The organism is Sphingosinicella xenopeptidilytica (assembly GCF_042676985.1).
Taxonomy (GTDB): Bacteria; Pseudomonadota; Alphaproteobacteria; order Sphingomonadales; family Sphingomonadaceae; genus Sphingosinicella; species Sphingosinicella xenopeptidilytica.
Map to the genome: position 1 here is coordinate 344,752 of NZ_JBHTIK010000005.1, position 16,035 is coordinate 360,786.

The window sequence follows — 16,035 nt, forward strand, 5'->3', positions numbered from 1 at the left end:
CGCCCGGCCGACAGGAGGACGTATCGTGAAAGTTCTGTTTGCAGCCCTGCTCGCCACCACCGCCGCCACATCCGCATTTGCCGAGGATGCGATCGATGCCGAGATCGTCGTCACCGGCACGAAGTTTTCAGGCGATTTCGGCGAAAAATCGGGCATCCCCATCGATCGCCTGCCGCAGAGCGTGCAGATTGTCACCGCGGAAGACATTGTCGAAAGCGGCGCCCGCTCGATCGGCGACCTGCTGCGCGGGGTGCCGAGCGCTAACGCAGGCTCGTCGCGCGTCAGCGCCTACCAGTCGTTCACGCTCAAGGTCCGCGGTTTCCTCGCCGATCAGATGCGCAACGGGATGCGCCAGCGTTACTACGAGGACGTGGATGCCTCCGCGCTTTCCAACATCGAGCGCGTTGAGGTGCTGAAGGGGCCTTCCGGCGTGCTCTATGGCCAGTCGGCGGTCGGCGGTATCGTCAGCATCGTCACGAAACGGCCGCAGGCGGAGCCTGCCGCGCATTTCTCCGCCACCTTCGGCAGCTTCGACCAGAAGCTGGTTGCGTTCGACATGACGGGCGGTGTCGCGCCCGGACTCTCGATCCGCGCTACGGGTGAGGTTGAGCGCTCGAACACGTTCGTCGATTTCCAGGATATGGACCGCCTGAACGGCGGCCTCAGCGTGCACTATGCCGGCGAGGGTTTCAGTGCGAATCTCGTCGCTGAATACACCGAGCGCAAGACGGGCCGTTATCCGGGGCTTCCGGTCGTCGGCACCGTGGCGCCGAACGGCGGCGAACGGCTGCGGCGCGGGCTCAACCTCGGCGAGCCGGCGGTCGACCGTCTCACCGCCGATGCGCCGCTGGTGCAGGCGTGGGTGGATGTGAAACTGGCGGACGGCTGGACGCTCACGCCGCGCATCCAGTATCAGGAATTCAACTCCGCGTTCCTGCAAATCCGGCTGCGCGCCCCGGTCACCTCCACGCTCATCGGCCGCAACGGCCGCATCGGGCGGGAAGACGATGCCTACACGATCGCGCAGCTCGATCTTGCCGGAACGCTGAAGACCGGCCCGGTCACGCACAAGCTGCTCTTCGGCTACGAATACGACCGCGAACGGGGCCGCTTCACGCAATATTCGCTGGATAACGTCACGCCGATCGATGTGACGGCGCCGGTCTACCACTACGACACGATTGCACCCGCCACGAGCTTCGCGTTCGACAGCTTCTACAATATTGATGGCCACGCGGTTTACCTGCAGGATCAGGTCTCGCTCACCGATCGCTGGGATGTTGTCGGCGCCGTCAGGCACAGCTGGGTGAAGGCGTCGAGCGGCGACTGGGGCGGTGTTGCCGCCGATCGCACGCCGACTGAATCGACGATCTGGCAGATCGGCTCCACCTACCGCGTCAGCGAGGCACTCTCGGTCTTCGCCGGCTACAACACCGGCTTTGATGTCGAAAGCAGCGCCGGTGCGCGCGCGGCGGACGGAAAGCCGCTGAAGCCCGAGGAATCGAACCAGCTCGAAGCCGGTCTCCGTTTCCGTCACGGCGATTTCCGGGCGAGCCTCGCGGCGTTTCGCATCAAGCGCGTGAACGCGCTCACCGTCGATCTCGATAATCCCGATTTCAGCGTCAACCTCGGCGCGCAGCGCGTGCAGGGGGTCGAGCTTGAAGGGGAATGGCAGCCGGCGCCGTGGTGGACGCTTTCGGCGGGCTACGCGCTGCTCGATTCGAAGATCACGCGCAGCAACGATGGCGACGAAGGCCTGCGGCTCGGCGACGTGCCGCGGCACACGATCACGGCGCGCACAGCGGTTGCCGTCCCCGGCACGCCGCTCACGCTCCGCGCGGCGTTGAGCCGCGTCGGCAGCCGCCTTCTGGTGAACGGCAGCAGCGTCAGCCTGCCCGCCTACACGATCGCGGACCTTGGCGCCGGGCTGCGCGCGGGCCGCTTCACGATTGACGCGACCCTCAGCAATCTGTTCGACAAGCGGTATTACACCGCGTCGGGCAACGGCTTCGCGGTCAACCCGGGCGATCCGCGCACGTTCAGCATCCGCGTCGGCGTCGGCTTCTGACAGGGGAGGGGCGGACCATGGAGAGGACAAGGGGAACCGGCGCCTACCGATCGGTGTGGCGCTGGCACTTCTACGCCGGGCTGTTCTCGGCGCCGCTGCTCATCGTGCTGACGCTGACGGGCGCGATCTACCTGTTCGACCGGGAAATCGACGGCTGGTGGAACCGCGACATGCAGGCGGTTGCTGCGGGCGGGGCAACGCTCCCGCTCGCCGCGCAGGAGGCTGCGGTGCTGCGGGCGGTTCCCGGCGCCGTCATCGGCAGGGTGCGCCTCCCCCACAATGCAGACGAGGCTGCCGTCTGGAACGTCCGGCTTCCGGGCGGCACGGTGCAGGACGTGTATCTCGATCCGTATCGCGGCATCGTGACCGGCACGGCGGACCCGGCCCTGCAGCCGACGGTGATTGTGCGCGATCTCCATGGTAACCTGATGGGCGGAGAGATCGGCAGCCATATCGTCGAACTCGTCGCCTGCTGGACGCTGGTGATGCTCGCGACCGGCGTCTGGCTCTGGTGGCCGCGCCGCTGGAAGCTGCGCGGCGTGCTGGTGCCGCGGCTGTCGGCGACCGGGCGGCGGTTCTGGCGTGATCTTCACGCCATTCCCGCTACGCTGAATGCGCTGCTCGTGGCGCTTCTGGTGCTCACCGGGCTACCGTGGTCCGCCTTCTGGGGGCAGCAGTTCGCGCGCATCGGGCAAAGCGTGCCGTTCGTCGCGCCCTCGCCGAACTTCAAGGCGCCGCCCACGGTGGTCCCCGGCGGCGCTCCCGACGAACACGCCATGCACGATCCCGATGCCGCGAAGCTGCCGTGGACGATCCGCCAGATGCCGATGCCGCACGGCTCGGGCGGCCACGGTGTCGGTATCGCCGAGATCGAAAAGCTGCTTCCGCGCCTCCACCGCGAGCGTTTCGGCGGCGGCGCGCGTATCTTCTACCCGTCCGCGCCAGGCGGTGTCTTCACGATCAGCTATGTGCCGGACAAGGCGGCGGGCCAGCGCACGATCCACGTCGATCCCGGCACGGGCGCGGTCCTCGGCGACATCGGATGGGAAAACTACAGCCCGGTCGCAAAGGCGGTGGAGTGGGGCGTTTCGCTCCACGTCGGCCGCGAATACGGCCTTGCCAACCAGCTTGCGAACCTCGCGGTGTGTCTTGTCCTTGTCGGCGGTGTCGTCGCGGGGATCGTCCTCTGGTGGCGCAGGCGCCCCGAAGGCGAACTGGCGCCGCCGATCACCCATGCGGATGATCGGCTACCGCCTGTCGTCGTCGGAATGATCGCGGCGCTTGCCGTGCTCTTCCCGCTTGTCGGCGCCTCGCTTCTGCTCGTGCTCGGCGGCCGGTGGCTCAGCCGTCGATATCGAGCCCCAGTGCCAGCCGCCCGCTGAAATCGCGCTGCGCCGGACCCTGCAGGGGATGGAAGCGCGCGCCCTGCACGTCGCGGAAGGCGCGTTCGATCCCGGCGCTCTTGTAGAATGCCGCCCCGCCCGCAACTTCCAGTGCCAGCTCGGCGGTGCGGATCGCGTTTTGTCCGGTAACCGTGCGTCCGGTCATGATCGCATTCGTGGTTTCCGGCCCCGGCATTGCGGTTTCTGCCGTGGCGATCATCGCGGCGTGTGCCGTTTCCGCTGTCCAGAACGCCGTCTGCAGCTCGCCGGCAAGGCCGATGAGTCCGGCATTCGCGGGCTTCGATCTTGCCATCGCCAGCGCCGCGTCGCGCGCGCCTTCGGCAACGCCCACATAGGCGGAATAGATGAGCGGGAAAGCGATCATGCTGATCGTGTGGAACAGCGGATGCCATGCGCCCTGCGGCCGCCGGCCCGAGATGGCGGCATCCGGCACGAACACGCTTTTCAGCTCCACATCGTTCGATCCCGTACCGCGCATCCCCATCACGTGCCACGTATCGAGGATGCTGACGCCCTCGGCCTTGAAGGGCACGGCGAAGTGCAGCACCGTCGCGCCCGCCTCGGGATCGTCGTAAACCGCGCTCGTCATCAGCAGGTCGCCCGCCGGGCAGCCGCTCGAGAAGATCTTGCGTGCATCGATCCGGAAGCCGCCGTCCACCTTGGTGGCGGTGCCCGCGCTTTTCAGCCAGTCCGAACCGCCGCTCGATACGAGCACGAGGTTTTCCGCCGCGACGCGCCGCAGCAGGCCGTCCGTGGGCGCCTGCTGGTGCGTCCAGCGCCAGGCGGCGGTTGCCACCAGATGCGCGTGCATCGAGAAGGCGAGCGCGGTCGATCCACAGCGCGTGCCGATCTGGCGGATGATGCCGCACAGCGTGCGGTAATCGATGCCGCCGCCGCCAAGCTCTGCGGGAACGGCCGCTGCGATCAGGCCGGAATCGCGCAGTTTCGCGTAGTTTTCCGCAACGAAACGCGCATCCGCGTCGTGGACGGCGGCGTCCGCGCCCACGGCTGCGGCGATTTCCGCGCCGATCGCTGCCCAGTTACGCGGGGTTTGCATTTTCAGAACCGGTGTTGCCGACATGTCCGTCATCTCCTCAATCGGGTGTTGACGCAACTGATCGCGGTTTTGCCGGGGTGCGGCCAGTTCAGCATCTGAATCACCCCGGTACAAAATCTGAACTCGTCACTTGCGGTCCCTTCGCGGTAAAATGCCCCGCAAAGGAACCCGACCATGGCACAGACCACCTACGGCCAGTTCTGCCCCGTCGCGATGGCGGCGGAAATCCTCTGCACGCGCTGGACCGTTGTGCTCCTGCGCGAGCTCATCGCCGGCTCCTCGCGCTTCAACGATCTGCGTCGCGGCCTCCCCCGCATGTCGCCCGCGCTGCTTTCGCAGCGACTGAAGGAACTGGAGGCGGCGGGCATCATACACCGCCAGCCCTCCCCGCGCGATGGCGGCGCATTCGACTACCGGCTGACGGAGGCGGGCAAGGAGCTGGAACCGCTCGTCGAGGCGTTCGGCCTGTGGGGCCAGCGCTGGGTGGACAGCGAACTTTCGCTGCAGCGGCTCGATGCGCCGCTCCTGATGTGGGACATGCGGCGCAACCTCGATCCGCGCCCGCTCCCAGAGCAGCGGACGGTCGTCCAGTTCCGTTATCCCGAGCTGCCCGCCGACCGGCGCGCATGGTGGCTGATGATCGAACCGGGCGCCGAAATCGATCTCTGCTCGGTCGATCCCGGTTTCGATGTCGATCTCTACGTGTCCACGGACCTGCGCACGATGACTGCGATCTGGATGGGCCACGACACCGTCGCTGCCGCGGTGGAGGAGGACCGCCTCCACCTCACCGGCGATCGCCGCCTCACCGCGAACATGCACATTTGGCTCGGCCTCAGCCCGTTCGCGAAGGCACGGGAGGCGGCCTGAGCATCAGGCGAGAGACCGCGCCAGCGTCTCGACCAGTTCGCGCGTGCCCGCCTCGCGGCTGCCGTTGTCGTCGTAGCCGTCGAGGAAGGCGCCCTGTTCGGTGATCCTGAGCCGCGTGCCGGCACCTTCGGTGCTGAACTCCACGGTGGCGAGCGACACCGAAATCTTCGTGCCGTTGATGTGCATCACGTAACTGTAGACGATGCGCTTTTCCGGCACGATGTCCGCATATGTCGCTTCGAACTCGGAGACGGTGCCGTTCGTCCAGCGGCCGGTCGCGATCTCGGTGCCGCCGACGCGGAAATCGAACGCGCGCTTTTCGAGCGTCAAACCGTCGCTCGTGGCGAACCAGCGGTCCTTGCCCTCGCGCGTCGCCCACGCGCTCCAGACGAGCGCGGGCGGCGCGGCCAGCACGCGGTCGATCGTGAAGCTGGCGTGTTCGGTTTTGGTCATCCCATGTCTCCGTCTTGTCAGGCGCTTGCGGCCAGCAGTTCATCCAGCCTGTCGAAGCTTTCGCCCATGCCCTCGGCCATACCGAGTGCAGCGAAGGCATCGCGGTCGAGGTCGGAGGCGAATTCGGCGACCATGGTGAGTAACGTGCCGCCGCGTTCGTCCGCGAACGTCACGATGAGGCGCATCTGCGTCGGGCAGTCGGCGTCCGTGCCGCGCAGCCGGATGAGTTCGGCGAACCATTCCGGCGGATGCTCTTCGAACATGTCGAGCATCACCACGCGCTCGTCGGGCACGATTTCGAGGAACTGCCCGTGCATCGGATAGCGTGTGCCGTCCGGTCCCTGCATGGTGATCGCATAGTTGCCGCCGGGGCGGGCGTCGGCCTCCACCGTCGTGGTGAAACCGCGTGGTCCCCACCACTCGGCCATCATCGCCGGATCGGTCCACGCGCGGAACACCAGCGCGCGGGGCGCGGCGAACCAGCGTTTCAGGATCAGCTGCCGGTCGGCCTTTGCGGCCTCGATCTTCGGATGATCGGTCATGCGATTTCGCAGTTCACCATCCACGGCGTGCCGAACCGGTCGTGGCACATGCCAAATCCGGCCGCCCAGAACGTCGCGTCGAACGGCATGATGATCGCGCCGCCCTCGGCGAGCGCGTCGAACACCCGCTTGCCTTCGTCGGTGTTGTCGAACTGCAGCGAGACGGAAAAGCCCGCCGGTGTCTGATACATCGATGGGGGCGCATCGCCGCCCATCAGCGCGAAGCCCTCACCGATGAGGCGCGCGTGCATGATGTCGTCGACGTTCTCCGGCGCGACGTGCGGTTCGGCGGGCGTGCCGCGCGCGGCGATCATGTGCGTGATCTCGCCGCCCAGAACGCTCTGGTAGAAGGCGAAGGCGTCGCGACATTTGCCGCCGAACGAAAGATAGGGGACGATCTGCATGGAACGGTCCTTCCCAAGCGGGGCCTCAAGGGGCCGGTTTCTGAATATCCTGAAGATAGGCTTCGAGCCGGTCGAGCCGGGCTTCCCAGTGCGCCCGGTACTGCGCGACCCAGTCCATGGCGTCTTTCAGCGGCGCGGCTTCCAGCTTCGCCGGGCGCCACTGCGCCTCTCGTCCACGCGAGATCAGGCCCGCGCTCTCCAGCACCTTCAGGTGCCGCGTGATCGCGGGAGCACTGATCGCGAACGGCTGGGAGAGTTCCTTCACACTCGCTTCGCCCAGCGACAGATGCGCGAGGATGGCGCGGCGGGTGGGGTCGGCAAGCGCGGAGAAGGTCTGGCTGAGGTGATCCATATTATTTCGCGAATCGGTTAATTAACATATTGGTAAAATATGATGACGCGTTGTTCTTGTCAACGCACGGAAGCCGCCCTATTTCCGCAGGCGGTCAGAGGGTCGGACGGCCGCCGCGCCAGGGTTCGAAAGAACGGCGGGGAGGAAAGTCCGGGCTCCACGGATAGACGGTGCCGGGTAACGCCCGGCGGGGGCGACCCCAGGGAAAGTGCCACAGAGAGCAGACCGCCAAACGGCTTCGGCCGGAAGGCAAGGGTGAAAGGGTGCGGTAAGAGCGCACCGCGCGACCGGCAACGGAAGCGGCACGGCAAACCCCACCGGGAGCAAAACCGAATAGGGGCGGCGCATGGCTTATCCGGCCGGACCGCCCGGGTAGGTTGCTTGAGGCGGCGCGCAAGCGTCGTCCTAGAGGAATGGTCGTCGCTGTCCTTCGGGGCGGTACAGAACCCGGCTTACAGATCCTCTGACCGTTTTCTTCTGCGGTTTTGAACAATGCCCTTCGGGGCCGATCGCCGGCGGGGGAGGGGTATGACGACCGGCCCCATGCCCCGGGTCTCGGGGCATTCGAAAAGGGGTGTCGTCAGCCTGCGGGTCGGCCTGCGGCGATCTGATCCTGCCAGTTCTGAACCGATAGCGACTGACGGTACTCTTCCTGCATGTCGGGCGTCAGCAGTTCGAACATCTGGCGATCCTCGATCCAGAGCTCGACCACGCCGAACATGCCTCCGCGCTTGCGGTATTTCGCGGGCCAGCCTTCGCGCCGCGCAATGGCGAGCACGTCTTCGAGGCCGAGATCCGTGCCGACGGCGCCATGGGTCGCGGTGAAACGATCGTGCCCGCCGGGATCGCCGAAGGCATCCGCATCTCCATCGGCCTGCCGAAGCACGGTGCCGAACGGATAAACTTCGATCGCGGTACGGCTGGCGTCGTCGCACAGGGCGATCCAGGCGCCGTCGGTCACGGGCGGGAAGGGCAGCGCCGTGCCGCCGATCAATTCGGCGAGAACCTCCGCGACATGTTGGGGGGCGTGCGCTGCGATGGACATGTGGAACAGCATTGAAGTCTCCTTTGGCGGCGCAATGGATCGTGGCACAAAAAGTGTCAATCAAATTTTGACACTTTTTGTGCCATTCGATAGACGCGGTGGATGACTGGTAAAAAGGAAGAGCAGGTCGCCGCGCGCGGGCGCCGCAAGGAAGAGGTCCGTAACCGGATTCTGGATAGTCTGATCGGGCTTCTGAGCGAGGGTGGGGATATCAACCACGACCGCGTCGCCGAACGGGCCGGGGTCGGTCGCAGAACGGTTTATCGCTACTTCCCCGATCAGGCCGCGCTCATGCAGCCGCTGTGGGACCGTGTCGTTGCGCTGGCCGGTCCGGGCGTGAAATTTCCGGGGACGATGGACGAGATGATCGCGTCCCTTCCCGTCGTGTACCGCGGGTTCGATGCGATCGCGGGTCTTGCCACGGTCGTGCGGTCGACCCCGCAGGGGCGCGCCGTGCGGCTTGCCCAGAAAGACCGGAGACGGAAGAGCTACACTTCTGTCGCCGCGGACGCCGTCAAGGATCTACCGCCCGAGGATCGCGTGCTGGCCACGGCGCTGTTCCAGGTGCTGCACACGACGCCGTGGCTCGAGATGCGCGACCATTGGGATCTTGGCGGCGATCAGATCGCGCGGGTCTGCGGCTGGGCAATCGAGGTCTTGCTGAAAGACCTTGCCGTGCGCGGGGGAAAGCCGCTCGCGGAAGGAGCGGTCTAGGCGGGCTCGACCTTCAGCGTTGCACCGTCAACGCCGGTGATGCGGACCATGCTGCCTGCGGCGGCATCCGGCCCCGTTGCAAGCCAAGGCGAGTCGCCGACCTGCACGTGCCCGCGTCCGTCGGCGATGGGTTCCACCACCTTCACGAGCTGGCCGACCAGCCGCTCGCCGCGTCGATTGAGGCCGGTGTCGCTGGTTTCCACCGGGTTGCGCTTCAGGAAATTGCGGCCAAGGAACACGGCGACGACCGAGAGGATCGCGAACACCGCGAGTTGCAGTTCCCATCCGAAGCCGAATGCGAACGTTGCAAGGCCGGTCGCGGCGGCGGCCATCGCCAACCAGATCATGAAGATGCCGGGCGCCACGATCTCCATGATCGCCAGCCCCGCGGCGGCTGCGAACCACACCCAGTAGGTCATTTCGAAGTTCTGGAAATCCGGCATCGCGGCCTCCTCAAACCTGCTCGAACGGACCCGGACGGCGCGGACGCGGCGCAGGTGCTGGCGGCGGCGGCGTATCGCCGTCGCCCTTCACGGCCTTCACCAGTTCGCCGATGCCGCCGATCGTGCCGACGAGGCTCGTTGCTTCCAGCGGCATGAAGATCGTCTTGGCATTGGGCGAATTCGCGAACGCCTGCATGGCGTCCACGTATTTCTGCGCAACGAAGTAGTTGATCGCCTGCGCGTTGCCGCTGGCGATGGCGTTCGAGACCATCTCGGTTGCCTTCGCCTCGGCCTCCGCTTCGCGCTCGCGCGCCTCGGCGTCGCGGAAGGCGGCTTCGCGGCGGCCTTCGGCTTCCAGGATCTGCGACTGCTTCTGGCCTTCCGCCTTCAGGATCTCGGACGCGCGCAGGCCCTCGGCCTCGAGGATCGCGGCACGCTTCTCGCGTTCCGCCTTCATCTGGCGCGCCATCGAGTTCACGATGTCCTGCGGCGGCTTGATGTCTTTTACCTCGACGCGGGTGATCTTCACACCCCAAGAGGTCGTCGCATCGTCGACGACGTTCAGCAGCCGGGCATTGATCTGGTCGCGGTGCGACAGCGTCTCGTCGAGGTCCATCGAGCCCATGACGGTGCGCAGGTTCGTGGTGGTGAGGTTCAGGATCGCCACGTAGAGGTCGGAGACTTCGTAGGCGGCCTTGGCGGCATCGAGCACCTGGAAGAACACGATGCCGTCCACGGAGACCATCGCGTTGTCCTTGGTGATGATCTCCTGACCCGGAATCTCAAGGACCTGCTCCATCATGTTGATCTTGCGTCCCACCCGTTCGATGAACGGCAGGATCAGCGTGAAGCCGGGCTTCGCGACCTGCGTGAAGCGCCCGAAGCGCTCGATCGTGTATTCATAGCCCTGCCGCACGATGACGACGGCCGTCCACACGAAGATGACGGCGAGCGCCGCCAGGAAAATCACGAAAATCCCGCCGCCCATATCTCTCCCCCATAAATCGGTTGCTCACAGCGATATTGGAACGCCATAGCACGAATTCCACAGGGAATCTTAACGCCATGACCGATTTTCGTGCCCATCGCAGCGTGCTCTACCTTCCCGCCGCAAATGCGCGCGCCATCGAGAAGGCACGGACGCTGGATGCCGACGTGGTGATCCTCGACCTCGAAGACGCCGTCGCGCCCGATGCGAAGCCGGCCGCCCGTGCTGCCGCCGTCGAAGCCGTGAAGTCGGGCGGGTGGGGCCGCCGCGCCGTCGCGATCCGCGTGAACGGCATCGGCACGAACTGGTACGAGGCAGACTTTCTCGCCGTGAAGGCGGCAAAGCCCGCGGCCGTCGTCGTGCCCAAGGTGAATAGCGCTGCCGAAGCGGAGGAGGCGGTTCGGCTCGCGGGCGGTGTGCCGGTATGGGCGATGATCGAAACGCCGCGTGGCGTGCAGGCGGTCGATGCGATCGCCGATACGCCCGGCGTTGCCGCGCTCGTGGTGGGCGCTGCTGATCTCGAAAAGGATCTCGGCTGCCGCGTCGGCCCGGTTCGCGCCGAGATTCAATATGCCCTGCAGCGCGTCGTCATCGCGGCTCGCGCGGCCGGGATCATGGCGTTCGACGCGATGTACCCCGACATCAAGGATATGGAGGGCTTGGAGGCGGTGACGCTGCAGGGCCGGGCGCTCGGCTTCGATGGCAAGACGCTCATCCACCCCACGCAGATCGAAACCGCGAACCGCGTATTCTCGCCGTCCGCCGCCGAGGTCGAGCAGGCGCACCGTATCGTCGCGGCGTTCGAGGCGGCGAAAGCAGACGGGAAGGGCGTCGCGACGCTCGACGGCAAGATCGTCGAAGTGCTCCATGCGGCGCAGGCGCGCGAACTGATCGCGTTCGCTGAAAGCATCACGTCTCATTGATTGACAAGATATAACATCACATTCTAAACGGGCTCCCATCAAAGAAAAAAGGGAGTTCGTGGTTATGCGTTCGATGCTTCTTGCCGCGTGTGCGGTTCAGGTTTTCGCGCTTCCGGCGTTTGCGCAAACCGCGGAGGCGCCGAAGAGCGACGACCTGCACACGATCGGTGACGACATCGTGGTGACCGCGCCTTACGCCCGCTCACGCGCCGATCTGCTCTCGGGCACGTCGGTGATGACCGAGGGCGAGCTCCGGCAATCGCTGCAGCCGCAGATCGGCGAAGTGATCGCGCGTCAGCCTGGCGTTTCGGCGACGAGCTTCTCGCCCGGCGCCTCCCGGCCCGTTCTGCGCGGTATGCAGGGCGAGCGCATCCGCGTGCTGACCGACGGCATCGGCTCCATCGACGTGTCGAACACGTCCGCCGACCATGCCGTCACCATCGATCCGATCACCGCGCAGCGCGTCGAGATCATCCGCGGACCCGCCTCGCTTCTCTATGGCTCGTCGGCGATCGGCGGCGTCGTCAACGTACTCGACAAGCGCATCCCGCGCGCGGTTCCCGAGCACGGCGTGCATGTCGACGCAATCGGCAGCGTCGCGAGTGCGGCGGACGAAGTCAGCGTCGCCGCCGGTATCGACGCCGCACTCACCGACACGATCGTCGCCCACATCGACGGCAGCTGGCGCGACACCAACAATCTCAGGATCGGCGGCTACGCGCTCGCCCCCGAGCTTCGCGCGCACGCGCTCGAACACGCCGCGGAAGGCGACGAAGAGGCCGCCGAGGCTGCCGGCGTGCGCGGACGCCTGCCGAACAGTTTCACGCGCACGAAAACGGCGGGCGGCGGTCTTGCGATCATCACCGATGGCGGATCGCTCGGTTTCTCGGTCGGCTACTTCGATTCGAACTACGGCGTTCCCGAACGCCCCGCGCTCCACGCGCACGAGGGTGAGGGTGAAGGCGAGGAGGGCCACGAACACGGCGATGTCAGCATCGGCCTCAAGCAGTGGCGCGCGGACGTTCGCGGCGAGGTCGAGCTCGGCGAGGGCTTCCTCGAAAAGCTCCGCGTCCGCGTGGGTTATGCGGACTACACGCACACCGAGTTCGAGGGCAACGAAGTCGGCACCGTGTTCGACAATCAGGGCGTCGAAGGCCGCGTCGAGCTCGTGCAGGCGAAGCGCGGCGCATGGAACGGCGCGTTCGGCGGCCAGTTCTACATCCGCGACTTCTCGGCTGTCGGTGAGGAAGCTTTCCTGCCGCCGAACGAGACCGAACAGTTCGGCCTGTTTACGGTGCAGGAGCTGAACTTCGGCGCGCTCGGCGTCGAAGCCTCGGGTCGCTACGAGCGCACGAACGTCAGCTCGAATGCGGTCGGCATCACCCGTCATTTCAATGCCTTTTCCGCCGCACTTGGCGCACGCTATGAACTGATCGACGGCATCAGCATCGGCATCAACGGCTCGCGCGCCGTGCGCGCACCGTCCGCCGAGGAGCTGTTCTCGAACGGCCCGCACATCGCGACGCAGGCGTTCGAGGTCGGCGATCCGATGCTCACCAAGGAAAAGAGCTGGGGCCTCGAAACCTTCCTGCGTGGCGAGACCGGCGGCGTCGCCTTCTCGCTCGGCGCCTTCGCGAGCTGGTTCAAGAACTACATCTACGAAGGGGACACGGGGCTGGAGGAAGACGAGCTTCCGGTCTTCCAGTACGCGCAGGCCGACGCGACCTACTATGGCTTCGAAGCGGAACTCTCCGCGCCGCTGTTCGATGCGGGCGACTTCCGCATCGTGGCGGATGGTGTTGCCGATTATGTGCGCGCGAAGATCGATTCGGTCGGCCCCGCGCCGCGCATCCCGCCGCTTCGGCTGCTCGGCGGCATCGAGGCGCAGTCGGACCTTGTGAACGGCCGCATCGAGGTTGAATGGAGCGACAAGCAGACGCGCGTCGCCGCCTTCGAAACGCCCACGGGCTCGCACACGCTGGTGAATGCCTCCGTCTCGTGGCGTGTCCTCGGTGTGGATAGCCCCGCGACGCTCCAGCTTTCGGCGAACAACCTCTTCGATGTCGATGCGCGCCGTCATGCGAGCTTCACCAAGGACTATGTGCCGCTCGCGGGCCGCGACGTGCGTGCCACGCTCAGCCTGAGTTTCTAGCTGGCTTGCGTCCTGCGCGGCTACGGCGGTAAGGGCCTTCTTCGCAGATGCAACATGCGGCGAAGGAGGCCCAGATGATCGGACGCTTGAACCATGTCGGTATCGCAACCCCGTCGATCGACAAGGCCGTGGCCGTCTACCGCGATTTTCTGGGCGCGACGAAGATCCACGAAAAGTTCGCGCTTCCCGCGCAGGGCGTGTGGGTCTGCTTCGTCGATACGCCGAACAGCCAGATCGAGCTGATCGAGCCTTACGGCGAGGACTCGCCGATCCACGGCTTCCTGAAGAAAAACCCGGCGGGCGGGCAGCATCATGTCTGCTTCGAGGTGCCGGACATCATCGCCGCGCGCGACGACATGCGCGCGAAGGGCGCCACCGTGCTCGGCACCGGCGAGCCGCGCATCGGTGCGCACGGCACGCCGGTGATCTTCATTCATCCCAAGGATATGGGCGGCGTTCTTTTCGAACTGATGGAAACGCCGAAGGACGCGCACTGATGCGCCCGGAGGAGATGGTCGCGGATCTCGTGTCCGCGCTCGATCTGGAACGGATCGAGGAAAATCTGTTCCGCGGCCGCAACACGGGCGAGGGCTTCCGCCGGTTGTTCGGCGGTCAGGTGATCGCGCAGGCGCTCGTCGCGGCGAGCCGCACGGTGGCGGACGACCGCCCGCCGCACAGCCTCCACGCCTATTTCATGCGCGAAGGCGACCATAGTGTGCCGGTCGTCTATCAGGTCGAGCGCGACCGCGATGGCAAGAGCTTCTCGACCCGGCGGGTGATCGCCATCCAGCACGGCCGCCCGATCTTCAACCTCGCGGCGTCGTTCCAGGTCGAGGAAAAGGGGCTAGAGCATCAGTTCGACATGCCCGATGTGCCGGGCCCGGAGGCGCTGATCAGCGATATGGAGTGGCGGCGGCAGTCCGCGGATCAGATTCCCGAGGCGGCGCTCGCGCGGTTCCTGCAGGAGCGCCCGATCGAGTTCCGCCGTGTCGACCCGTCGTTGCCGGGCAGCGGAGCGAGGCCGCCTCAGCAGAACATCTGGTTCAAGGCGATCGCCCCGGTGCCGGACGATGCCGCGCTGCACCGCTGCATGTTGGCCTACGCGTCCGACATGACGCTGCTCTCGACGAGCGAACGGCCGCACAATATTGCCTGGTGGGACGAAGCGATGCAGATCGCCAGCCTCGATCACGCGCTCTGGTTCCACGCGCCGTTCCGCGTCGACGACTGGCTGCTCTACGTGCAGGACAGTCCGCGCTCGTCCGGCGCGCGCGGTTTCAATCGTGGCCTCATCTACGACCGCTCCGGCGTTCTCGTCGCCTCGGTGACGCAGGAGGGGTTGATCCGGAAGCGTGACCTCTAGGTGGATTGTTCGCGACGCGCGACCGACAATACCGCCGCACCGAGGATACCTGACAGTAGCGAGCCCCCGAGCACGCCGAGCTTCACCTCGTCGAGATAGATGTCGGAGGCATAGGAAAGCCCGCCGATGAACAGGCTCATCGTGAAGCCGATGCCGCAGAGCAGCGCGACGCCATAGACTTGGAGTGCGGATGCGTGCACCGGATAGTCGGCGAGGCGCAGCGCCTTCAGGGCATGGATCACGCCGAACACGCCGATCTGCTTGCCGATGAAGAGACCGAGCGCGATGCCGATGACGATGGGGCTCACCAGCATCTCGGTCGTTACATTCGTGAACGAAAGCCCGGCATTGGCGAAGCCGAAGATCGGCACGATCGCGAACGCGACCCAGCCGGCAATCGCGTGTTCCAGCCGGTGCAGCGGTGAATGTTCGTCGTCGACATGGCCGGGCGCCGGCGTCAGCGGGATCGTGAGCGCCACGGCGACGCCCGCAAGCGTCGCATGGACGCCCGAGAGCAGCATCGCTGCCCACACACCCGCGCCGACGATTATGTAAGGCCACAGCGATCGGATACCGAAGCGGTTGAAACCGTAAAGCACCGCGATGAGCAGAACAGCAGCGCCGAGCGCGGTGAGATTGAGTTCGGCGGTATAAAACAGCGCGATGATGACGATGGCGCCAAGGTCGTCGATGATCGCGACAGCGGTCAGGAACACCTTGAGCGACACGGGAACGCGCGGGCCGAGCAGCGTGAGCACGCCGAGCGCGAAGGCGATGTCGGTGGCGGACGGGATCGCCCAGCCGCGGATTGTTTCTGCATCCCCGATATTGAACGCCGCGAAGATGAGCGCCGGCACGATCATGCCGCCGGCCGCCGCCGCCCCGGGCAATATGCGGCGATCCCATGTGGAAAGCTGGCCGTCCAGCAGCTCGCGCTTCACTTCCAGCCCCACGAGGAGGAAGAAGATCGCCATTAGCCCGTCGTTGATCCAGTGGCCGAGCGAAAGCGGGCCGACATAGGTTTTCAGGGCTGCGAAATAGGCGTCGGCGAAGGGTGAATTGGCAACCACGAGCGCGGCGACCGCTGCCACCATCAGCACGATGCCGCCGGCGGATTCGGTGCGCAGGAACTCGCGAAGTGCGGAACGGGGCCGTTCGATCACATTGCGCAAACCGTCGATCATCCCACCTCGCCGCTCCGTTCGCCACGCCCCCGATACCGGGTTACAGGAGGAGGATTGGGGCGGAAACCCAAAAC

The 16,035-nt window shown here is 65.9% G+C and carries 17 protein-coding genes and 1 other RNA gene; 9 read left to right on the top strand and 9 right to left on the bottom strand.

All coding sequences use genetic code 11. The features are described from left to right. Positions 1 to 25 precede the first annotated feature (25 nt). Positions 26 to 2,068: a TonB-dependent receptor gene (locus tag ACFQ00_RS09670; protein ID WP_381489592.1), complete on the top strand. Its 2,043-nt coding sequence runs from the start codon at positions 26 to 28 to the stop codon at positions 2,066 to 2,068. Positions 2,069 to 2,085: 17 nt separating this feature from the next. Next, complete coding sequence (locus tag ACFQ00_RS09675) at positions 2,086 to 3,450, top strand: PepSY-associated TM helix domain-containing protein (protein WP_381489595.1); 1,365 nt, start codon at positions 2,086 to 2,088, stop codon at positions 3,448 to 3,450. Here the strand turns inward: ACFQ00_RS09675 and ACFQ00_RS09680 are convergent. Continuing rightward, positions 3,410 to 4,552 (bottom strand): acyl-CoA dehydrogenase family protein, encoded by a 1,143-nt coding sequence (locus ACFQ00_RS09680; protein ID WP_381489598.1) that lies wholly within the window; start codon positions 4,550 to 4,552, stop codon positions 3,410 to 3,412. The two genes, ACFQ00_RS09675 and ACFQ00_RS09680, sit on opposite strands and share 41 nt — an antisense overlap. A 150-nt stretch (positions 4,553 to 4,702) precedes the next feature. On the opposite strand from ACFQ00_RS09680, the gene ACFQ00_RS09685 reads away from it, so the two are divergent. Next, positions 4,703 to 5,398 carry a winged helix-turn-helix transcriptional regulator gene (locus tag ACFQ00_RS09685; RefSeq protein ID WP_381489601.1) on the top strand — a complete coding sequence of 232 codons (696 nt, stop codon included), beginning with the start codon at positions 4,703 to 4,705 and terminating at the stop codon, positions 5,396 to 5,398. A gap of 3 nt (positions 5,399 to 5,401) precedes the next feature. Here the strand turns inward: ACFQ00_RS09685 and ACFQ00_RS09690 are convergent, their stop codons facing one another. Genes ACFQ00_RS09690 through ACFQ00_RS09705 form a run of 4 tightly spaced genes read right to left on the bottom strand, consistent with a single transcriptional unit; the run spans position 5,402 to position 7,149 of the window. Further along, positions 5,402 to 5,851 carry an SRPBCC family protein gene (locus tag ACFQ00_RS09690; RefSeq protein WP_381489604.1) on the bottom strand — a complete coding sequence of 150 codons (450 nt, stop codon included), beginning with the start codon at positions 5,849 to 5,851 and terminating at the stop codon, positions 5,402 to 5,404. A 17-nt stretch (positions 5,852 to 5,868) separates the two neighbouring features. Further along, positions 5,869 to 6,393, bottom strand: a complete 525-nt coding sequence (locus ACFQ00_RS09695; protein WP_381489606.1) for an SRPBCC family protein — start codon at positions 6,391 to 6,393, stop codon at positions 5,869 to 5,871. Next, positions 6,390 to 6,797 carry a VOC family protein gene (locus tag ACFQ00_RS09700; protein WP_381489609.1) on the bottom strand — a complete coding sequence of 136 codons (408 nt, stop codon included), beginning with the start codon at positions 6,795 to 6,797 and terminating at the stop codon, positions 6,390 to 6,392. Before ACFQ00_RS09700 ends, ACFQ00_RS09695 begins: the two co-directional genes overlap by 4 nt. 25 nt (positions 6,798 to 6,822) lie before the next feature. Then, positions 6,823 to 7,149: an ArsR/SmtB family transcription factor gene (locus tag ACFQ00_RS09705; RefSeq protein WP_381489611.1), complete on the bottom strand. Its 327-nt coding sequence runs from the start codon at positions 7,147 to 7,149 to the stop codon at positions 6,823 to 6,825. 94 nt (positions 7,150 to 7,243) lie between these two features. Here ACFQ00_RS09705 and rnpB point away from each other — a divergent pair. Further along, positions 7,244 to 7,620: RNase P RNA component class A (gene rnpB / locus ACFQ00_RS09710), an RNA gene on the top strand. Between the two features lie 109 nt (positions 7,621 to 7,729). Here rnpB and ACFQ00_RS09715 read toward each other — a convergent pair. Next, positions 7,730 to 8,206 (bottom strand): hypothetical protein, encoded by a 477-nt coding sequence (locus tag ACFQ00_RS09715; RefSeq protein WP_381489614.1) that lies wholly within the window; start codon positions 8,204 to 8,206, stop codon positions 7,730 to 7,732. A gap of 90 nt (positions 8,207 to 8,296) precedes the next feature. Here ACFQ00_RS09715 and ACFQ00_RS09720 point away from each other — a divergent pair, with 90 nt between their 5' ends. Continuing rightward, the gene (locus ACFQ00_RS09720; protein ID WP_381489617.1) at positions 8,297 to 8,908 is read left to right on the top strand and encodes a TetR/AcrR family transcriptional regulator; all 612 of its coding nucleotides are present in this window, start codon (positions 8,297 to 8,299) and stop codon (positions 8,906 to 8,908) included. Here ACFQ00_RS09720 and ACFQ00_RS09725 read toward each other — a convergent pair. Further along, positions 8,905 to 9,351, bottom strand: a complete 447-nt coding sequence (locus ACFQ00_RS09725; RefSeq protein WP_381489620.1) for an NfeD family protein — start codon at positions 9,349 to 9,351, stop codon at positions 8,905 to 8,907. The two genes, ACFQ00_RS09720 and ACFQ00_RS09725, sit on opposite strands and share 4 nt — an antisense overlap. A gap of 10 nt (positions 9,352 to 9,361) precedes the next feature. Further along, entirely contained in the window at positions 9,362 to 10,339 is a 978-nt protein-coding gene (locus ACFQ00_RS09730) for an SPFH domain-containing protein (RefSeq protein ID WP_381489623.1), read from the bottom strand. Between the two features lie 77 nt (positions 10,340 to 10,416). On the opposite strand from ACFQ00_RS09730, the gene ACFQ00_RS09735 reads away from it, so the two are divergent. From ACFQ00_RS09735 to tesB, 4 genes are all read left to right on the top strand, one after another. Next, a complete protein-coding gene (locus tag ACFQ00_RS09735) occupies positions 10,417 to 11,262 on the top strand; it encodes an HpcH/HpaI aldolase/citrate lyase family protein (protein WP_381489626.1) in 846 nt (281 codons plus the stop codon). Between the two features lie 64 nt (positions 11,263 to 11,326). Continuing rightward, on the top strand, positions 11,327 to 13,414 hold the full coding sequence (locus tag ACFQ00_RS09740) for a TonB-dependent receptor (RefSeq protein ID WP_381489629.1): 2,088 nt from the start codon (positions 11,327 to 11,329) through the stop codon (positions 13,412 to 13,414). 74 nt (positions 13,415 to 13,488) lie between these two features. Beyond that, positions 13,489 to 13,911, top strand: coding sequence for a methylmalonyl-CoA epimerase (gene mce / locus ACFQ00_RS09745; RefSeq protein ID WP_381489633.1), 423 nt, complete (start codon positions 13,489 to 13,491; stop codon positions 13,909 to 13,911). Next, positions 13,911 to 14,777, top strand: coding sequence for an acyl-CoA thioesterase II (gene tesB / locus ACFQ00_RS09750; protein WP_381489636.1), 867 nt, complete (start codon positions 13,911 to 13,913; stop codon positions 14,775 to 14,777). Before mce ends, tesB begins: the two co-directional genes overlap by 1 nt. Here tesB and nhaA read toward each other — a convergent pair. Continuing rightward, the gene (gene nhaA / locus ACFQ00_RS09755) at positions 14,774 to 15,961 is read right to left on the bottom strand and encodes a Na+/H+ antiporter NhaA (RefSeq protein WP_381489641.1); all 1,188 of its coding nucleotides are present in this window, start codon (positions 15,959 to 15,961) and stop codon (positions 14,774 to 14,776) included. The genes tesB and nhaA overlap by 4 nt on opposite strands. Positions 15,962 to 16,035: the final 74 nt, after the last annotated feature.